This is a genomic window from Emcibacter nanhaiensis (genome assembly GCF_006385175.1).
Classification (GTDB): Bacteria; Pseudomonadota; Alphaproteobacteria; order Sphingomonadales; family Emcibacteraceae; genus Emcibacter; species Emcibacter nanhaiensis.
The window spans coordinates 353,814-370,907 of record NZ_VFIY01000018.1 but is presented as its reverse complement, the minus strand read 5'-3'; the positions used below and the strand labels follow the sequence as shown (position 1 = coordinate 370,907).

16 protein-coding genes are annotated in these 17,094 nt (G+C 56.1%); 12 read left to right on the top strand and 4 right to left on the bottom strand.

Annotated features, from left to right (window positions below; all coding sequences use genetic code 11):
• Window position 1: 1 nt before the first annotated feature.
• Both FIV46_RS15865 and FIV46_RS15860 read right to left on the bottom strand, forming a co-directional pair.
• Window positions 2-421, bottom strand: coding sequence for a CoA-binding protein (locus tag FIV46_RS15865; protein ID WP_219846161.1), 420 nt, complete (start codon window positions 419-421; stop codon window positions 2-4).
• Window positions 418-1,545 (bottom strand): Mrp/NBP35 family ATP-binding protein, encoded by a 1,128-nt coding sequence (locus tag FIV46_RS15860; RefSeq protein WP_139941903.1) that lies wholly within the window; start codon window positions 1,543-1,545, stop codon window positions 418-420. The genes FIV46_RS15865 and FIV46_RS15860 overlap by 4 nt, the downstream gene beginning before the upstream one ends.
• Window positions 1,546-1,692: 147 nt before the next feature.
• Here FIV46_RS15860 and hflK point away from each other — a divergent pair, with 147 nt between their 5' ends.
• The 4 genes from hflK to FIV46_RS15840 all read left to right on the top strand — a co-directional run bounded on the left by hflK (window position 1,693) and on the right by FIV46_RS15840 (window position 5,499).
• Entirely contained in the window at window positions 1,693-2,769 is a 1,077-nt protein-coding gene (hflK, locus tag FIV46_RS15855; RefSeq protein ID WP_139941902.1) for an FtsH protease activity modulator HflK, read from the top strand.
• Window positions 2,770-2,790: 21 nt separating this feature from the next.
• Complete coding sequence (gene hflC / locus FIV46_RS15850) at window positions 2,791-3,660, top strand: protease modulator HflC (protein ID WP_139941901.1); 870 nt, start codon at window positions 2,791-2,793, stop codon at window positions 3,658-3,660.
• Between the two features lie 26 nt (window positions 3,661-3,686).
• Window positions 3,687-3,854: a DUF2065 domain-containing protein gene (locus FIV46_RS15845; RefSeq protein ID WP_139941900.1), complete on the top strand. Its 168-nt coding sequence runs from the start codon at window positions 3,687-3,689 to the stop codon at window positions 3,852-3,854.
• 172 nt (window positions 3,855-4,026) lie between these two features.
• The gene (locus FIV46_RS15840; RefSeq protein ID WP_139941899.1) at window positions 4,027-5,499 is read left to right on the top strand and encodes a DegQ family serine endoprotease; all 1,473 of its coding nucleotides are present in this window, start codon (window positions 4,027-4,029) and stop codon (window positions 5,497-5,499) included.
• Window positions 5,500-5,573: 74 nt separating this feature from the next.
• Here the strand turns inward: FIV46_RS15840 and serB are convergent, their stop codons facing one another.
• Window positions 5,574-6,473, bottom strand: a complete 900-nt coding sequence (serB, locus tag FIV46_RS15835) for a phosphoserine phosphatase SerB (RefSeq protein WP_139941898.1) — start codon at window positions 6,471-6,473, stop codon at window positions 5,574-5,576.
• Between the two features lie 92 nt (window positions 6,474-6,565).
• On the opposite strand from serB, the gene miaA reads away from it, so the two are divergent.
• The 4 genes from miaA (at window position 6,566) to ilvC (ending at window position 11,151) form a co-directional block, all read left to right on the top strand.
• Window positions 6,566-7,468 carry a tRNA (adenosine(37)-N6)-dimethylallyltransferase MiaA gene (miaA, locus tag FIV46_RS15830; RefSeq protein ID WP_181163270.1) on the top strand — a complete coding sequence of 301 codons (903 nt, stop codon included), beginning with the start codon at window positions 6,566-6,568 and terminating at the stop codon, window positions 7,466-7,468.
• Window positions 7,469-7,736: 268 nt separating this feature from the next.
• Complete coding sequence (locus tag FIV46_RS15825; protein WP_139941896.1) at window positions 7,737-9,491, top strand: acetolactate synthase 3 large subunit; 1,755 nt, start codon at window positions 7,737-7,739, stop codon at window positions 9,489-9,491.
• 51 nt (window positions 9,492-9,542) lie between these two features.
• Window positions 9,543-10,061, top strand: a complete 519-nt coding sequence (gene ilvN, locus FIV46_RS15820) for an acetolactate synthase small subunit (RefSeq protein WP_139941895.1) — start codon at window positions 9,543-9,545, stop codon at window positions 10,059-10,061.
• Window positions 10,062-10,131: 70 nt separating this feature from the next.
• Window positions 10,132-11,151, top strand: coding sequence for a ketol-acid reductoisomerase (gene ilvC / locus FIV46_RS15815; protein WP_139941894.1), 1,020 nt, complete (start codon window positions 10,132-10,134; stop codon window positions 11,149-11,151).
• 49 nt (window positions 11,152-11,200) lie between these two features.
• On the opposite strand, the gene FIV46_RS15810 is transcribed toward ilvC, so the two are convergent.
• Entirely contained in the window at window positions 11,201-12,283 is a 1,083-nt protein-coding gene (locus tag FIV46_RS15810; protein WP_139941893.1) for a sensor histidine kinase, read from the bottom strand.
• Between the two features lie 557 nt (window positions 12,284-12,840).
• On the opposite strand from FIV46_RS15810, the gene FIV46_RS15805 reads away from it, so the two are divergent.
• The 4 genes from FIV46_RS15805 to mreD all read left to right on the top strand — a co-directional run bounded on the left by FIV46_RS15805 (window position 12,841) and on the right by mreD (window position 17,093).
• On the top strand, window positions 12,841-14,385 hold the full coding sequence (locus FIV46_RS15805) for a 2-isopropylmalate synthase (protein ID WP_139941892.1): 1,545 nt from the start codon (window positions 12,841-12,843) through the stop codon (window positions 14,383-14,385).
• A 253-nt stretch (window positions 14,386-14,638) separates the two neighbouring features.
• Window positions 14,639-15,676 (top strand): rod shape-determining protein, encoded by a 1,038-nt coding sequence (locus tag FIV46_RS15800; protein ID WP_139941891.1) that lies wholly within the window; start codon window positions 14,639-14,641, stop codon window positions 15,674-15,676.
• 41 nt (window positions 15,677-15,717) lie between these two features.
• A complete protein-coding gene (gene mreC, locus FIV46_RS15795; RefSeq protein WP_139941890.1) occupies window positions 15,718-16,578 on the top strand; it encodes a rod shape-determining protein MreC in 861 nt (286 codons plus the stop codon).
• Window positions 16,578-17,093 carry a rod shape-determining protein MreD gene (mreD, locus tag FIV46_RS15790; RefSeq protein WP_139941889.1) on the top strand — a complete coding sequence of 172 codons (516 nt, stop codon included), beginning with the start codon at window positions 16,578-16,580 and terminating at the stop codon, window positions 17,091-17,093. Before mreC ends, mreD begins: the two co-directional genes overlap by 1 nt.
• Window position 17,094 lies beyond the last annotated feature (1 nt).

Genomic DNA, 17,094 nt, shown 5'->3' with positions numbered 1-17,094 from the left:
TCTATAATCCAAGCCTTGGAATTTCGATCTTTGGACAGCGGTCCATCACCACTTTCAGGCCATGTTTCACAGCCTTGTCGGCGGCTTCCCGGTTAATCACACCCAGTTGCATCCAGACGGCCCCGGCGCCTGCTTCTATGGCTTGGTCGACTGCACCGGCGGCATCTTTTGAATTGCGGAAGATATCCACCATGTCGATAGAAGCCGGGATATCGGACAGCGAGGCATAGACCTTGCGCCCATAGAGTTGCTGGCCGGCCAGACCGGGATTGACCGGATAGACGTCATAGCCCTTGTCCAGCAGGAATTTCAGGACGCTATTGCTGGCTCGGGCCGGCTTGTCGCTGGCGCCAACCAGGGCGATGGTTTTGACGTCTGTCAGCAGGGCGGCGAGGTCCTGGTCGGTCGTAATCAGGCTCACGGCAGCTGTTCCATGATCTTGCGGGCAATTTCAAGGTAGGCCTGCGCATGGGGACTTTCCGGATCCTTGACGACGATGGGGGTGCCGGCGTCGGAACTTTCCCGGATGTCCATATGCAGGGGAATTTCGCCCAGGAAAGTGATCCCTTTTTCGGCCGCGGTTTCCCGGGCGCCGCCATGGCCGAAAATGTCGCTGCGTTCGCCGCAGCTGGGGCACAGGAAATAACTCATGTTCTCGATCAGGCCGAGGACCTTGGTGTTTGTCTTGTTGAACATGTCCAGTCCCTTGCGGGCGTCAATCAGGGCGATGTCCTGCGGGGTGGAGACAATTACGGCGCCGTCAAGTTCCACCGTCTGCACCAGGGTCAGTTGTGCGTCGCCGGTGCCCGGCGGCAGGTCGACCACCAGCACATCCAGTTCACCGTCCAGGTCCCATTTTACATCGCGCAGCATCTGCTGGATGGCGCCCATGACCATGGGGCCGCGCCAGATGGTGGCCGTGTCCTTTTCCAGCAGGTAGCCGATGGACATGGTGGCCAGGCCGTGGCTGAAAACCGGGGTGATTTTACCGTCGCCCAGGCTTTCGGGGCGGGTATCTTCGGTGCCGAGCAGGCGCGGAATGGAGGGACCGTAGATATCAATATCAAAAACCCCGGCTTTGAGGCCCAGCGCCCCCAGTGCCAGGGCCAGGTTGACAGAGGTGGTCGACTTGCCCACCCCGCCTTTGCCGCTGGCCACGGCAATGACATGTTTTACGCCGGGGACTTTTTTGGCCGGGCCGCTGCTTGCGCCGTGCGGCATAGGCGACTTTGGTGCGGCATTTGGTTTTGCAGCGGGTTGGTCACTTCCGGCGGGACGTTCTGCGGTCAGCACCGAGGTCACCCGGTTGACCCCGTCCAGGGCGAGCAGCGCCTCATCCGCCTGGCGGCGCAGAGCTTCCATTTCATTGGCCTCGGCGGGCACGATCTCCAGGGCAAATGTGACATGGTCGCCGTTCAGTTTCAGGCCCTGCACCATACCCAGTGACACGATATCCCGTCCCTTGGCCGGGTGCTTGATGTTGCCCAGCAATTCGAGCAGACTTTTCTCGTCGATTTTCTTTTTATTTTTCTTGATATTGAACATTAATTTCCTACCTAATAGGGGACTTGTCGAGCTGTCTCTGTCCGTTGAATAAACGGTCTGCTTAGCATATAAGGTAGTCAGACGGATTTGTAAGAGGAAAACTGTAACTTTCCCCTTAAAAGCATTGATATAATCAAGGAGGTATGAATGCCCTGGCAAAGTAATGGTGGTGGAGGAGATCGAGGACCCTGGGGACAGGGACCCCGCAGAGGCGGGGGCGGCGGTCAGGAGCCACCCAACATTGAGGATCTGATCCGCAAAGGCCAGGACAAATTCAAAAATACCTTTTCCGGCAATGTGGGCGGTGGAAAAGGCTTTTCATTGCTTCTGCTGCTTGTCATCGGCGGCTGGCTGCTGACTGGATTCTACCGGGTTAATACCAACGAGGCAGGTGTCGTCCTGCGCTTTGGTGAATGGACGGAAACAACCTCTCCGGGTCTTCATTATCACCTGCCGGCGCCGATCGAGACCGTGATCAAACCAAAAGTCACGGAAATCAACCAGATCGATATCGGCTTCAAGGGTACAGGCTCTGTTCAGGGAATAAACTATTCGGTGGACCTGGCCAAGGAACGGCAGATGCTGACCGGCGACGAGAATATCGTCGATGTGGAATTTTCCGTCCTGTGGCGGATTTCGGACGCCGGCAAATATTTGTTTAAAGTCGATAATCCGGCACAGACCATACGCACGGTGGCCCAAAGCGCGGTCCGTGATATCATCGCCCGCACCCCGATCCAGCAGGCCCTGACGGCTGGTCGCGGCAGTATCGAGCGGGAAGCGCGCGAGAATATCCAGGCCATTCTGGATGAATATGAATCTGGTGTGGAAGTCACCCAGATCAAGCTGACCAAAGTGGATCCGCCAGCCCAGGTGATCGAGGCCTTTCGCGAAGTGCAGCGGGCGGAAGCCGACCGGGAAAAAACGGTGAACCAGGCGGAAGCATATAAAAACGATATCGTTCCCCGGGCCCGTGGTGAAGCGGCGAAAATGATGCAGGAAGCCGAAGCCTACAAGGCCCAGGTGATTGCCAAGGCCGAAGGGGAGGCGTCCCGTTTCCTGGCCGTGTATGAGGAATACAAGCAGGCCAAGGATGTAACCCGCAAGCGGATGTATCTGGAGACCATGGAGCAAATCCTGGCCAACATCGACAAGGTCCTGATCGAGAAGGAGGGCGGGGTCGTGCCCTATCTTCCTCTCAATGAACTGAAGAAAAAACAATAAGAGCGGATCAGGAGAAAAAAGATGAAAAAAATCGGATCAATTGGTGCGCTGGTCGTTCTTGGAGCTCTTATCCTGGTGATCGGGGCGTCTATATTTACCGTCAGGGAAACCGAGCAGGCGCTGGTTCTGCAGTTCGGGGAGCCGAAACGGACCGTGCGTGAGCCGGGACTGAATTTCAAGATTCCGCTGGTGCAGAATGTTGTGTATATGGAAAAACGCATCCTGCTGCTGGACAGCCCGGAACAGGAAGTTATCACCGAGGACCAGAAACGGGTCATTGTTGATGCCTTCACAGAATTGCGTATTCTGGATCCGCTGAAGGTGTACCAGACCGTACGCAATGTGCAGGGTGTGCAGACCCGTATGGCCACCATCGTCAATTCCAACATGCGCGAGGTGTTGGGCCGGATGCAGTTTACGGCTATTCTCAGTGGCGAACGCGACGAATTGCGCGCGGAGATTATGAAGTCTGTTGGACCGGAAGCTGAACAGCTTGGTGTCCAAGTGGTGGACGTGCGCATTCGCCGGACAGATTTGCCGGTGCAGAACAGCCAGAATATTTTCCAGCGCATGGAAGCGGAACGTGACCGCGAGGCCCGCGAAGCCCGCGCCCTGGGTGAAGAAGAGGCCGCGCGCATCAAGGCGACGGCAGACAAGGAAAAAACCATTCTGATTGCTGAAGCGGAGCGTGACAGCCAGAAGCTGCGCGGTGAAGGGGATGCCATCGCGACCCGGACCTTCGCCAAGGCGTTCAGCCGGGATGCGGAGTTCTACTCCTTTTACCGCTCGCTGCAGGCCTACCGGAAAGCTATCGCCGATGGGAAAACCACCATGGTCCTGTCTCCGGACAGCGAGTTTTTCAGGTATTTCGGCGACAAAGAAGGAAAATAGCCATATCCCTTTTCGAAATACTGGCATTGGCGCTGGCCTCGGTTCTTGTGGTGGAAGGGGTGGTCTACGCCCTGTTTCCCGAGCAGATGCGCAAGATGATGCGTATGGCAATGACTATGCCGGAAATGACGCTCAGGATAACCGGGCTGGTTGCGGTTGTCCTGGGTATGGTCATTATTTATGCGATGAAATAGTGTAAAAATACGATCAAGGGGCTGGCAGGTGTCTATTTTGCGCCTAGATTTGTGATAACGTACAAAAAAACCTGGGAACACAGGTGGTCTATCTAGGGAAAAGAACAGCGTTCGGACCAACGGATTTGATTGGTCGGTACGTAAAATAAATCGGAAGATCTCAGGAATTGGTATGACGAAAGTGAAAAAATATCTCAGTAATATTCTGGTTGTCGCAATTTGCGTTGTTGCGATCCCGACAGCCGTATTTGCGAAAGGCGCCCCGGATAGTTTCGCGGACCTTTCGGACAAACTCCTGCCGACCGTTGTCAATGTCTATACCAAGCAGAATGTGCGGATCGACAGAAACGAGGGATTTCCTCAGTTCCCTCCCGGTTCCCCGTTTGAGGAGTTCTTCAAACGGTTTGAGGACCGCGACAACAATAACGGCGATGATGAAGGCAAGCGCCCGCGTACCCGCCAGCGCATGTCGCTCGGGTCAGGGTTTATTATTTCCGCAGACGGCATCATCATCACCAACAACCATGTGATTGACAAGGCGGACGAAGTGTCCGTCCGCATGCATGACGGCACCGAATATGATGCCGAAATCATCGGCAAGGACAGCAAGGTCGATGTGGCGGTGCTCAAGATCAAGGTGGACGAGCCGCTGCCGTTCGTGAAGTTTGGCGACGACAGCAAGTCCCGGGTCGGTGACTGGATCCTGGCCATCGGCAATCCCTATGGTCTTGGTGGATCAGTGACGGCCGGGATTATTTCCGCCCGCAACCGCGACATCAACAGCGGCCCCTATGATAACTACCTGCAGACCGATGCCTCCATCAACCGCGGCAACTCCGGCGGCCCCATGTTCAACATGGACGGTGAAGTGATCGGTATTAACACAGCCATCTACAGCCCCTCTGGCGGCAACATCGGGATCGGCTTTGCCGTGCCCAGCAGCCAGGCCAAACATGTGGTTGACCAGATCATGGAATATGGTCACACCCGTCGCGGCTGGCTCGGTGTCAGCATCCAGGCGGTGACCAAGGACATTGCCGAGAGCCTGGGCATGGACCGTGAATATGGCGCCCTGGTATCCAGCGTGAACAAGGAAAGCCCGGCGGACAAGGGTGGTGTTGAATCCGGTGATATCATCATTGAATTCGATGGCCAGGAAGTGGGTGAAATGCGTGAACTGCCACGCATCGTGGCCAATACCAAGATCGGCAAGACGGTCAAGGTCGTCGTCCTGCGCAAGGGTGACCGGAAAAACCTGAAAATCACCATTGCAGAGCTTGACGAGGAAGAGAAAGACGTGGTTCCGGCTACGGCTGACGAGGACCAGCCGGACATTCCGTCCGAAAAAGTGATTGGCCTGACCCTTGAGGACCTTACCGACAAGACCCGTGAAGCCCTTGATCTGGATGCGGACTTCAAAGGCGTTCTGATTGCCGGTGTGGAAAGCTACAGCCCGGCCTTCGAACGTGGTCTGCGTCGCGGTGACGTGATTGTTGAAGTCACACAGGAGGAAGTCTCCACTGTGGAAGAGGCGATCAGCCGGATTGATGAATTGAAGAAGAAAGGCCGCAAGTCCGTGCTTCTGAAAGTTTATCGCCGCGGCGATTACAGCCATGTGCCGGTGAAATTTGACGAGGATGAATAATCTCGCCACTGAACTAATCAAAAAGAAAGGCCGGGAAATTCCCGGCCTTTTTTGTGGTTGATCTTGTTTCCGGCCTAGCCGGTGACGAATTCGCTTTTCTGGAACCCCTGGATATAAAGCAGGGCGGTCAGGTCGCCGTGCCGGATCACCACATCGGCAGCCTTGGCCGCGGCCGGCTTGGGATGGAAGGCGACGCCCAGTCCCGCCGCATCGATCATCGGAATGTCATTGGCGCCGTCGCCGACGGCGATGGTCTGGCTCATTTCCAGGCCGGCAATGTCCTGGAATTCATGCAGGGAGTCGAGCTTGGTGTTGCTGTCGACGATGGGGTCTTCCACTTCGCCGGACAATTGGTCGCCGTCGATGCCGAGGATATTGCCGCGGTTGACCTGGAAGCCGGTGAGGCGCGCCACCCGGTCAGTGAAGAACGTAAAGCCGCCGGACACCAGCACGGTGTTGGCGCCGGACTTGTTCATGGTCTGCACCATTTCCACGGCGCCCGGGGTCAGGACCACACGCTCTTTAAATACTTTTTCCAGAACTGCGGTATCCATACCCCGGAGCAGGCCGACACGTTCCCGAAGCGCCTGCTCGAAATCCAGTTCGCCGCGCATGGCGGCTTCGGTGATGGCGGAAACCTTTTCCTTGAGGCCGGCAAAATCGGCCAGCTCGTCGATACATTCCACCTGGATGATGGTGCTGTCCATATCTGCGACCAGTAGTTTCTTGCGCCGATGCTGCAGCGGCTGCAGGGCAAAATCCAGTGCTTCCTGCTCCAGCAGCGGTGCAAGCGCCTCACGGGCAGCCTCGAGGTCGCTGTCGAAGGCGATATCGGCGGCTTCGCCTTCGCTGAGCCAGGCAATGTCCTCATGGACAGCGCCCAAGTCGGCCAGGGCATCTTTATACTGACGGAGCGTTTTCTCGGTCAGGCCGGGGGCGGCGGGATTGCTGATCAGGGTCAGGATATTCTTCATGGCACAGGTTCGGTAAATCAGTTACAAGTTCATATATGTGGTTTGGCCTATCGGTACACCAAGTGGTCCCGGAAGGCTATGGAAATTTGGTCATGAGTGACAAAAGTCAGAAAAATATCATATTGCTGGCCGGGCCGACCGCCAGCGGCAAGTCGTCCCTGGCACTTCAGTGGGCGCGGGAGCAGGACGGCGAGATCGTCAATGCGGACAGCATGCAGGTCTATGCCGAACTTCGCGACCTGACCGCCCGTCCGTCTGAAGAGGAGGAGCGGCTCTGCCCGCATCATCTCTATGGCGTGCTCAGCGGCGATGATCCCTGTTCGGCGGAACGCTGGCGGCAGATGGCGCTGCCGGTGATCGAGGAGATCTGGAGCCGCGGCAAGCTGGCCATCGTTGTGGGCGGCACCGGTCTTTATTTCAAGACCCTGCTGGAGGGCCTGTCGCCGGTGCCGGAGATCGATCCCGCGATCCGGGAACGGGTCCGCACAGAAGTGGCGGATGAGGGACCGGAGGCGGCGTGGGAAAAGCTTAAGGAGCTTGACCCGGACTGGGCGGACAGGATCTCCCCCATGGACGGCCAGCGCATCGCCCGGGGCCTGGAAGTGATGCGGAGCACTGGCAAACCGTTAAGCTACTGGCAGCAACAGCCGGGGCAGGGCGGCCTCGCGGCCCGAGCCGATGTACAGATCGAAAAATATGTGCTGGAGCGGGACCGGGAAGATCTTTACGCCCGTTGCGACCTGCGTTTTCGCCAGATGATCGAGCAGGGCCGGGCGCTGGAGGAAGTTGAGGCGCTGATGGCCTGTGGGTATGATCCGGAGCTGCCGGTGATGAAGTCCCTTGGCGTGCCGCCGCTGATCAAATATCTCGAAGGAGAGATTTCCCTGGAGGAGGCCACCGAACAGAGCCAGACCCAGACGCGGCAGTTTGCCAAGCGGCAAATGACCTGGTTTCGAAACCAGTGCGCGGACTGGAATTTAATAAAAATGAAATAATGTTAAATTCAAAAAGATGATTTTTGAATTTTTATTTCACAAAATAAGCTTGACTATGTAATAATGTGTCGGTATGTTCCCTTTTTCCGTCAGGCGGAGGATGATCTGCGCCTGCTTTGGAAAAAGAGAATCGTCAGAAATACTATCCCATGATATGTCTCTGGCGAAATTTTTTGCCCGAAATAGCTTTAAAAACGAAATTTTATGTATTAAAGCCGGGGGCTAAGGATTGATTAGTTTGTATATGGACAGATTGGAAAGGTAGATTATGTCTTCGGATAAAATCAGCGGCGCGGAAATCTTACTCAAATCCCTGCAGGATTTGGGTGTGGATGTCATCTTCGGATATCCGGGCGGCGCCGTGCTACCGATCTACGATGAAATTTACAAACAGGAAAATATCAAGCATGTCCTGGTGCGTCATGAGCAGGCGGCTGTCCATGCGGCGGAAGGCTATGCCCGGTCAACCGGCAAGCCGGGGGTTGTTCTGGTGACGTCCGGCCCGGGCGCGACCAATGCGGTAACCGGCCTGACCGATGCCATGCTGGACAGTATTCCGATCGTCTGCCTGACCGGCCAGGTGCCGGTTCACCTGATCGGCTCCGACGCGTTCCAGGAAGCGGATACGGTCGGCATTACCCGGCATTGCACCAAGCACAACTATCTGGTGAGGGATGTGGATGATCTGTCCCGCACCATTCACGAGGCCTTTTATGTGGCAAGCTCCGGCCGGCCCGGCCCGGTGGTGATCGATATTCCCAAGAACGTCCAGATCGACAAAAGCAGTGTTATCCACAGCGGCCGACTGGAACATCGCAGCTATAAACCCCAGCTCAAGGGGGATATGGATGCGATCAAACAGGCAGTGGAGCTGATCGCCGGGGCCAAAAAGCCGGTGTTCTATACCGGCGGTGGCCTGATCAACTCCGGCACGGCCTCTTGCCAGCTGCTGCGCGAATTTGTCCGCATGACCGGCGCGCCCATTACCTCGACGCTGATGGGGCTGGGCGCCTATCCGGCGTCCGACAAACAATTCCTCGGCATGCTCGGCATGCACGGCACCTATGAATCCAATATGGCCATGCATGACTGTGATGTGATGATCTGCATCGGGGCGCGTTTTGACGACCGGGTTACCGGCCGCCTTGACGCCTTTTCGCCCAAGTCGAAAAAGATCCATGTGGATATCGACCGTTCGTCCATCAACAAGAATGTGCGTGTCGACGTGCCGATTGTTGGCGACGCCGCCCATGTTCTGGAGAGCATGATCAAGATCTGGAAGTCCGGCGTGCACGAGATGGATAAAGGAGCCCTGGAAGACTGGTGGAACGAGATTGACGGCTGGCGCGAGCGCAAGAGCCTGCAATACAAGATGTCCGACAAGGTCATCATGCCCCAGTATGCGATCGAGCGCCTCTATGCCCTGACCAAGGACAAGAAACCCTATATCACCACCGAAGTGGGCCAGCACCAGATGTGGGCAGCCCAGTATTTCGGGTTTGACGAGCCGCACCAGTGGATGACGTCCGGCGGCCTCGGCACCATGGGATACGGTTTCCCGGCCGCGATCGGGGTGCAGATGGCCCATCCGGATGCACTGGTGATCGATATCGCCGGGGAAGCGTCCATCCAGATGAATATCCAGGAATTGGCTACGGCGATGCAGTATGACACGCCGGTCAAGCTGTTCATCCTGAACAATGAATATATGGGCATGGTGCGCCAGTGGCAGCAGCTGAACCACGGCAGTCGCTACAGCCACAGCTATTCGGAAAGCCTGCCGGACTTCGTCAAGCTGGCGGAGGCCTACGGGGCGCACGGCATCCGCTGCAGCAATCCGGCCGACCTGGATGCGGCGATCATGGAGATGATTGAATGCGACAAGCCGGTAATCTTTGATTGCCAGGTGGCCAAGCTGGCCAACTGTTTCCCGATGGTGCCTTCCGGGGCGGCTCATAACGAAATGATCCTGCCCGATGATGAGGAGTTCGCGGAATTTGAAGGGGGAGCTGCGCTGGTATAACGCGGGCGTCGATCCGCAGACAGATGCAGTAGGACAACAGGAATTAGAACAATGAATGCAAAAACAGTTGAACCGGTCGCGCGCCACACCATTTCCATCATCGTTGACAACGAGGCCGGGGTTCTGGCCCGGGTGATCGGGCTTTTTTCCGGCCGCGGCTACAATATCGAGCATCTGACCGTGGCCCCGGTCGACCTGGAAGGAAATGATTCCCGCATCACCGTGGTGACGGCCGGAACGCCCATGGTCATTGAACAGATCAAGGCCCAGCTGGAGCGGCTGGTGCCGGTGCACAAGGTCGGCGACCTGACCCTGGAAGGTCCCAGCGTGGAACGGGAACTGGCCCTGGTCAAAGTCCATTGTGAAGGAAGTGACCGGGACGAGGCCCAGCGCGTGGGCGACGCCTTCCGGGCGCGGATTGTCGACAGCACCCGCGACAGCTTTATTTTCGAAATCACCGGCAAGTCCGAAAAAATCAAAGCCTTTATCGAGCTGATGGATGAATTCGGGCTGGTTGAAGTGGTCAGAACCGGCGTTGCGGCATTGACCCGCGGCCGGGAACCGCTATAAATAGCGCCAAAAAGCAAAAAGTATTTCTGAGAAAGAGTGAATAGTTTTACAGACGAGAAAGGAAGTTACCATGCGCGTCTATTATGATCGCGATGCAGATGTGAACCTGATCAAAACCAAAAATGTCGCCATTATCGGGTACGGCTCCCAGGGCCATGCCCATGCCGCCAACCTGCGCGACAGCGGTGTTGAAAATATTGTTATCGGCCTGCGTGAAAATTCCGGCTCCCGCAAGAAAGCGGAAGGCGCCGGTTTCAAATGCATGACCCCGGCCGAAGCCGCCAAATGGGCTGACGTGGTTATGGTGCTGGTGCCCGATGAGCTGCAGGCTGACCTCTATAAGGACGACCTGAAAGACAATATGAAGGAAGGCGCCGCCCTGCTGTTTGCCCATGGTCTCAATGTTCACTTCAAGCTGATCGAGCCGCGTGCGGACATGGATGTCTTCATGATCGCGCCGAAAGGCCCGGGCCATACCGTGCGTTCCGAATATTTGCGTGGCGGCGGCGTGCCGACCCTGATCGCGGTTTACCAGGATGCCTCCGGCAACAGCCTTGACCTTGGCCTGTCCTATGCTTCCGCCAATGGCGGTGGCCGCGCCGGCATCATCGAAACCACCTTCAAGGAAGAATGTGAAACCGACCTGTTCGGTGAGCAGGCTGTGCTGTGCGGCGGCGCGTCCGCGCTGGTCCAGGCCGGCTTTGAAACCCTGGTGGAAGCCGGTTACGCTCCGGAAATGGCCTACTTCGAGTGCCTGCACGAACTGAAGCTGATTGTGGACCTGATGTATGAAGGCGGGATCGCCAACATGCGCTACTCCATCTCCAACACGGCCGAATATGGCGACTATGTCACCGGCCCGCGCATCATTACCGAAGAAACCAAGAAGGAAATGAAACGGGTTCTGGCCGACATTCAGGAAGGCCGCTTTGTCTATGACTTCATGCTGGACAATAAAGTCGGCCAGGTGAAGCTGAAAGCCGCCCGCGCCAAAGGTGCCGCTCATGGTATCGAGGAAGTGGGTGAGCGTCTGCGCGGCATGATGCCGTGGCTGAAGGAAAACCAGCTGGTGGACAAGGAAAAGAACTAGTCTTCAGGACAGTCAGACATTTGAAAGCCGCCCCGTTTCGGGGCGGCTTTTATTTTTCGGGCAGTGTCAGGCTGACGGTAGTGCCTTCATTTTTTATCGACACGATGCTGACAGTACCGCCCAGCAATTCGGTAAAGCTGTTGACCAGGGCCAGGCCAAGTCCCGTGCCTTCCACTTTGCGGCTGTAGCTGTTGTCGATCTGGACGAAGGGCTCCATCACCAGTGAGATCTCTTTCTCGGTCATGCCGACGCCCGTGTCGACCACGTCTATCCGGAGGCAGTCATTTTCAAACCGGCCGGTTACTTTAACTGATCCTTCGGGCTGGTTGTATTTAACGGCATTGGTCATCAGGTTGAGGATAATCTGTTTGAGGACTTTCTCATCGCTGATGATTTCCCTGTCAGGGCAGTCCACTTCCACGGTGACGCCTTCTCTCTCGGCCATGGCGGAGACAAATTTCTCACAATCCTGCAACAGGTGCAGGACATCCACAGGACCCTTGTGGACTTCCAGCTTGCCGGACTCGACCTTGGCCAGGTCAAGAATGTCATTGATCAGGTCCAGCAGGTGCCGGCCGCTACGGAAAATATGCTCGGCATATTCATCCCTTTTGACTTCATTCATGGGGATGTTTTTGTTCCTGAGGAGTTCCGAGTAGCCAATGATCGCGTTAAGTGGCGTGCGCAGCTCGTGGGACATATTGGCGAGGAAGGCTGACTTGGCCTGGCTGGCTTCTTCCGCCTGGGCCGCCAGTTCATTGGATTTACGCGACAGTTCGCGGAGATCATTTTCCGCCTTTTTTCGCAGTTCAACTTCCCGGGTGACATTGGAAACGGCGGCCAGCCAGTTGCTAATTCCCCAGATCATCAGCATAAATGCCACCACATAGACATAAATCAATGTCGGTCCGAACCGCGGGATGCCAAAGAGGAGCTCAGACAGCTTCTGTCCGGGCGGGACTTCTTCCAGGTAATCGACGAAAGAGATCAGGGTGACCAGGCATACACCTGCAAAAAGGCGATTGTAGCCTGCGCTGAGATGGGCCACGGCGAGGCGTTTTCTGTACAGCAGGATCGGCACCGGCAGTAACGCCAGACACAACAGCAGATGTGGATGCCAGAATTGCAACAACTTAAACGAACCTCGAAAATACAATAAGCGCTAATTGCTACTAAAAAACGGTAGGGACTATGAAGAGGCTATGTCCGGTTTGTCAATGATTAAACCCCGGATAAGGGTGGCGAATTTAAAAAAAACAGTGGCAGTCCCGGAAATAGCCGGATTTTGGCCCATTTTGTTAGGATACTGTTAACCATGGAAGGGCGAAACTGAGGTCTATTGGGAGTATAAAAATGCATGGACCGGCCTTTTTTGGTTCACATCCCGTCCTATATAAGGTAGATAACAAAGAAACTTGAAAAGCTGAAGAAACACAAATGGCGCAGAAGGCATGCATGACTGAGACTTTTAACGGCGGATATTCCTTGTCCGGCGTTTCTGCACGCCTGTTCCTCAGCACGCTTTCCACCCTCCTTCTATCTCTTGGTCGACTAGCTCGCCCCTGAGCGCCTTCACCCAATTAAAGCTGTAGCATCAGCAGGCGTTTAGGGGAGAAAAACATCCCTGTACGTATGGCATTTACGGACAGTTCTGTTATATTTCAGCTAGATTTTTAAAGGTTCAGACCAATGACGACAGATAAAAACCGAGTAATTATTTTTGACACCACCTTGCGTGACGGCGAACAGTCGCCGGGCGCATCCATGACCCTGACGGAAAAAATCCGCGTCGCCGAGGCCCTGGAGGCCCTGGGCGTGGACGTGATTGAAGCCGGCTTTGCCATCGCCTCCAACGGCGATTTTGAATCCGTCAACGAGGTGGCCAAATTGATGAAAAAGACCAGTGTCTGTTCACTGGCCCGGGCATCCCACAAGGATATCGACCGGGCGTGGGAGGCATTGAAACCGGCGGTCAAGCCCCGCATTCATACCTTTATTTCCACAAGCCCGCTGCATATGAAATTCAAGCTGCAGATGGAGCCGGAAGAGGTATTGGAAGCCATTGCCGACAGCGTGGCCTATGCCCGCAACCTGTGTGACGATGTGGAATGGTCCTGCGAGGACGGCACCCGCACCGAAGAGGATTTCCTGTACAAGTCCATCGAGACCGCCATCAAGGCCGGAGCGACCACCATCAATGTGCCCGACACCGTCGGTTACACCACGCCGCAGGAATATAAGGAGATGATCGAAAAGATCATCGCCAATGTGCCGGACAGCGACAAGGCAATCTTCTCGACCCATTGCCATAACGACCTGGGCCTGGCGGTGGCCAACAGTATTGCCGCGGTACAGGGCGGGGCGCGCCAGATCGAATGCACCATCAACGGCATCGGCGAGCGGGCCGGCAATGCGGCGCTGGAAGAAATCGTCATGGCCTTCCGCACCCGCCATGACATGCTGCCTTATGACACCGGCGTGGTGACCGAGAATATCACCAAGACCTCGCGCCTGGTCAGCTCAGTCACCGGCCTGGCGGTGCAGAATAACAAGGCCATCGTCGGCGCCAACGCCTTCGCCCACGAAAGCGGCATTCACCAGGACGGTATGCTGAAGAATGCCGAAACCTATGAAATCATGACCCCCGAGAGTGTGGGCCTGAAGGAATCCTCCCTGGTGATGGGCAAGCATTCCGGACGTCATGCCTTCCGTGAGAAGCTGAAGGACCTGGGCTACGAGCTGGGCGACAATGAATTCATGAGCGCCTTCCAGGCTTTCAAGGACCTGGCGGACCGCAAGAAGACCGTTTATGACGAGGATATCATCTCCATCGTTGACGAAAATATGCAGGACAACGACCATATCAAGGTGGTGGGCTGGAAATTCGTTTGTGAAAAAGGCAAGGCCAACAGCGCCGAGCTGGAGCTGGATATTGACGGCGATCAGAAAACGGTCTTTTCCGAAGGCAACGGTCCGGTGGATGCGGCCTTCAAGGCCCTGCGCGCCATTATCGGCGGTGAGCCGCATCTGCAGCTCTATCAGGTTCATGCGGTGACCAGGGGAACTGACGCCCAGGCAGAAGTCACCGTGCGGCTGGAAGAGGACGGCAAGACCGTGAACGGCCATGCGGCCCATACCGATACCCTGGTGGCGTCTGCCAGGGCCTATGCCAACGCCTTGAACAAGCTGATCACCAAGCGCGAAAAAACAGCGCCGGCGGAGATGAGCGCCTGACCTCGGATGTCATTAATCGGTATATGCAAATATATTGTAATACAGGGCTTCCCGCACCATATATGGCGGGGAGCCCTTTTTACAGATATTGCGCCGCCGGGCCGCACTTTGGCCACGAATTTATTGCAATGAAAACCATATCTTAATAGATAGACTTTATAAGCAGTTCGGTTATAGTTAACCGGTCTGGCGACAGCGTCTTAACCAGCGGCTCCAAACCAGACCAAATCGTGCAGGGAATAGGCTGAAATAAATGTTCGAAAAACTCTTGGGGATGTTCTCCTCTGACATGGCAATTGATCTGGGTACTGCCAATACCCTTGTGTATGTAAAAGGCCGGGGAATTGTCCTCAATGAGCCCTCCGTGGTGGCCCTGAAGAATGAAGGCGGCATCAAGCATGTGCTGGCCGTCGGTGAAGAAGCCAAAATGATGCTGGGGCGTACGCCCGGCAATATCGAGGCGATCCGTCCGCTTCGCGACGGGGTGATTGCCGACTTTGAAGTGGCGGAAGCCATGATCAAGGATTTTATCCGCAAAGTTCATAACCGCAGCATGATGGCCAACCCGCAGATCGTGATCTGTGTGCCGTCCGGTTCCACGCCTGTGGAGCGCAAGGCCATTCGCGACAGCGCCCTGGAAGCGGGTGCCCGGCGCGTATTCCTGATCGAAGAGCCGATGGCGGCTGCTATCGGCGCCGGCCTGCCGGTGACCGAACCCACCGGCTCGATGATCGTCGATATCGGCGGCGGCACCAGCGAGGTGGCTGTATTGTCCCTCGGCGGCATTGTCTATGCCTCCTCCGTCCGGGTCGGCGGCGATAAAATGGACGAGGCCATTATCGCTTATATCCGTCGCAACCATAACCTGCTGATCGGTGAAAGCAGCGCGGAACGGATCAAGAAGGAAATCGGTACCGCTGCACCGCCGGAAGACGGCGTCGGCAAAACCATGGAAATCAAGGGCCGTGACCTGATGAACGGCGTGCCGAAAGAGATTGTCATCGACCAGTTGCAGATTTCCGAAGCTCTGGCCGAGCCGGTTGGCGCCATTGTCGAAGGCGTGAAATATGCCCTCGAGCAGACCCCGCCGGAACTGGCCGCCGATATCGTCGACAAGGGCATCGTCCTGACCGGTGGTGGCGCGCTGCTGCGTGACCTTGACAAGGTGCTGCGCAAGGCAACCGGCCTGCCGGTTTTTGTGGCGGAAGAGCCGCTGACCTGTGTGGCGCTCGGTACCGGGCGTTCGCTGGAAGACGAGATCCTCAAGCATGTTCTGAGCGACTCCTACTAAGGGTTGGAGCGTATCATTAAAGAAAGGCAGAGGACGGCACGATGAAGGGGTTTGGACAGAGATTCTCGGCCATCTTCTTCATCCTTTTGTCCCTGGCCCTGCTGGTTTTCGGTCGTAACGACAACCAGGCGGTGGAAAGTGGCCGGGCGACTGTGTTTGACGGCTTTACCACGGTCCTGGAGGTCCTGTCCAAACCGCTGGAGACGGCGGATGATTTTGTCAGCTGGACCCAGAACCTGGCGCTGGTCTATTCGGAAAACGAACGGCTGCGGCAGGAAAATACCCGCCTGCGGCAGGAACAGATTGCCGCCAGCCAACTGGTCATCGACAACCAGCGATTATCCAGCCTGCTGAATATCCGGGAAGGGCATGTAACCACTATCGCCGCTTCCCGGGTGGTGTCCGACAGCGGCAGTCCCTTTTTCAAAAGCGTCCTGATCAACAGCGGCCGCGACGACGGGATCCGCAAGGGTATGGCCGTGGTCAACGAACAGGGAATTGTCGGTCGAACCATCAACGTGGGATCCGGCTCGGCCCGGGTCCTGCTGGTGACGGACCTGAACAGCCGGGTGCCGGTCAAGATCGCTTCCAGCGGCATTAATGTGATCCTGGAAGGGGATAACAGCAACCAGCCGCTTTTGAATTTCCTGCCCCTGGGTGCGAAAGTGAAAGTCGGGGACCTGGTCCTGACCAGCGGTTTCGCGAAAGTGTTCCCGCCGGACCTGCCGGTTGGCCGCGTTGTGGAAGTGAGTGAAGAAGACGGCATTCGTGTCAATCTGGCGGCGAACCTGTACCGCCTGAATTATGTCAGTGTATTGGGCTATGATATTGCATCAAGCCCGGATGCCGGCGTCAGCGCACCGGAAACGCCTGCTGAACAGGCGGCTGAGGAACAGAACTGATGGCATCGCTTGAAAAGAAAAAAGAAATAGGGTTTCGCAGTTTCCTGCCGTTTCTGACCAGCCTGTTGCTGGCCATTGTCATGGTGCTGCCCTACAAGATCCCTTATTTCGGCAACCTGATGCCCTATCTGACCCTGATTGCGGTTTACTATTGGGTCGTGGTGCGGCCGGAGCTCCTGCCGGTCAGCGCGGTCTTTGTGATCGGCCTGCTGCAGGATATACTTGGCGGTGGGCCGCTGGGCATGATGGCCCTGTTGCTGCTTCTGGTCAGGCAGTTCGTCCTGATCCAGGGCCGGAATTTCCTGGAGCGGGATTTCCTGTTTAACTGGCTGATTTTTGTGATTATTTCCATGGTGTTCGGGTTCTGCAGCTGGGCGGTGGCGTCGATCTACTATAAAACCGTCCTGAATTACTGGCATGCCATTGGCCAGAGCCTGCTGACTATTGCCCTGTTTCCGGTCATCACATGGGGGCTTGGTAAAATCCGCAAGCGGCTGAAAGCTGAAAAAAGGTAGG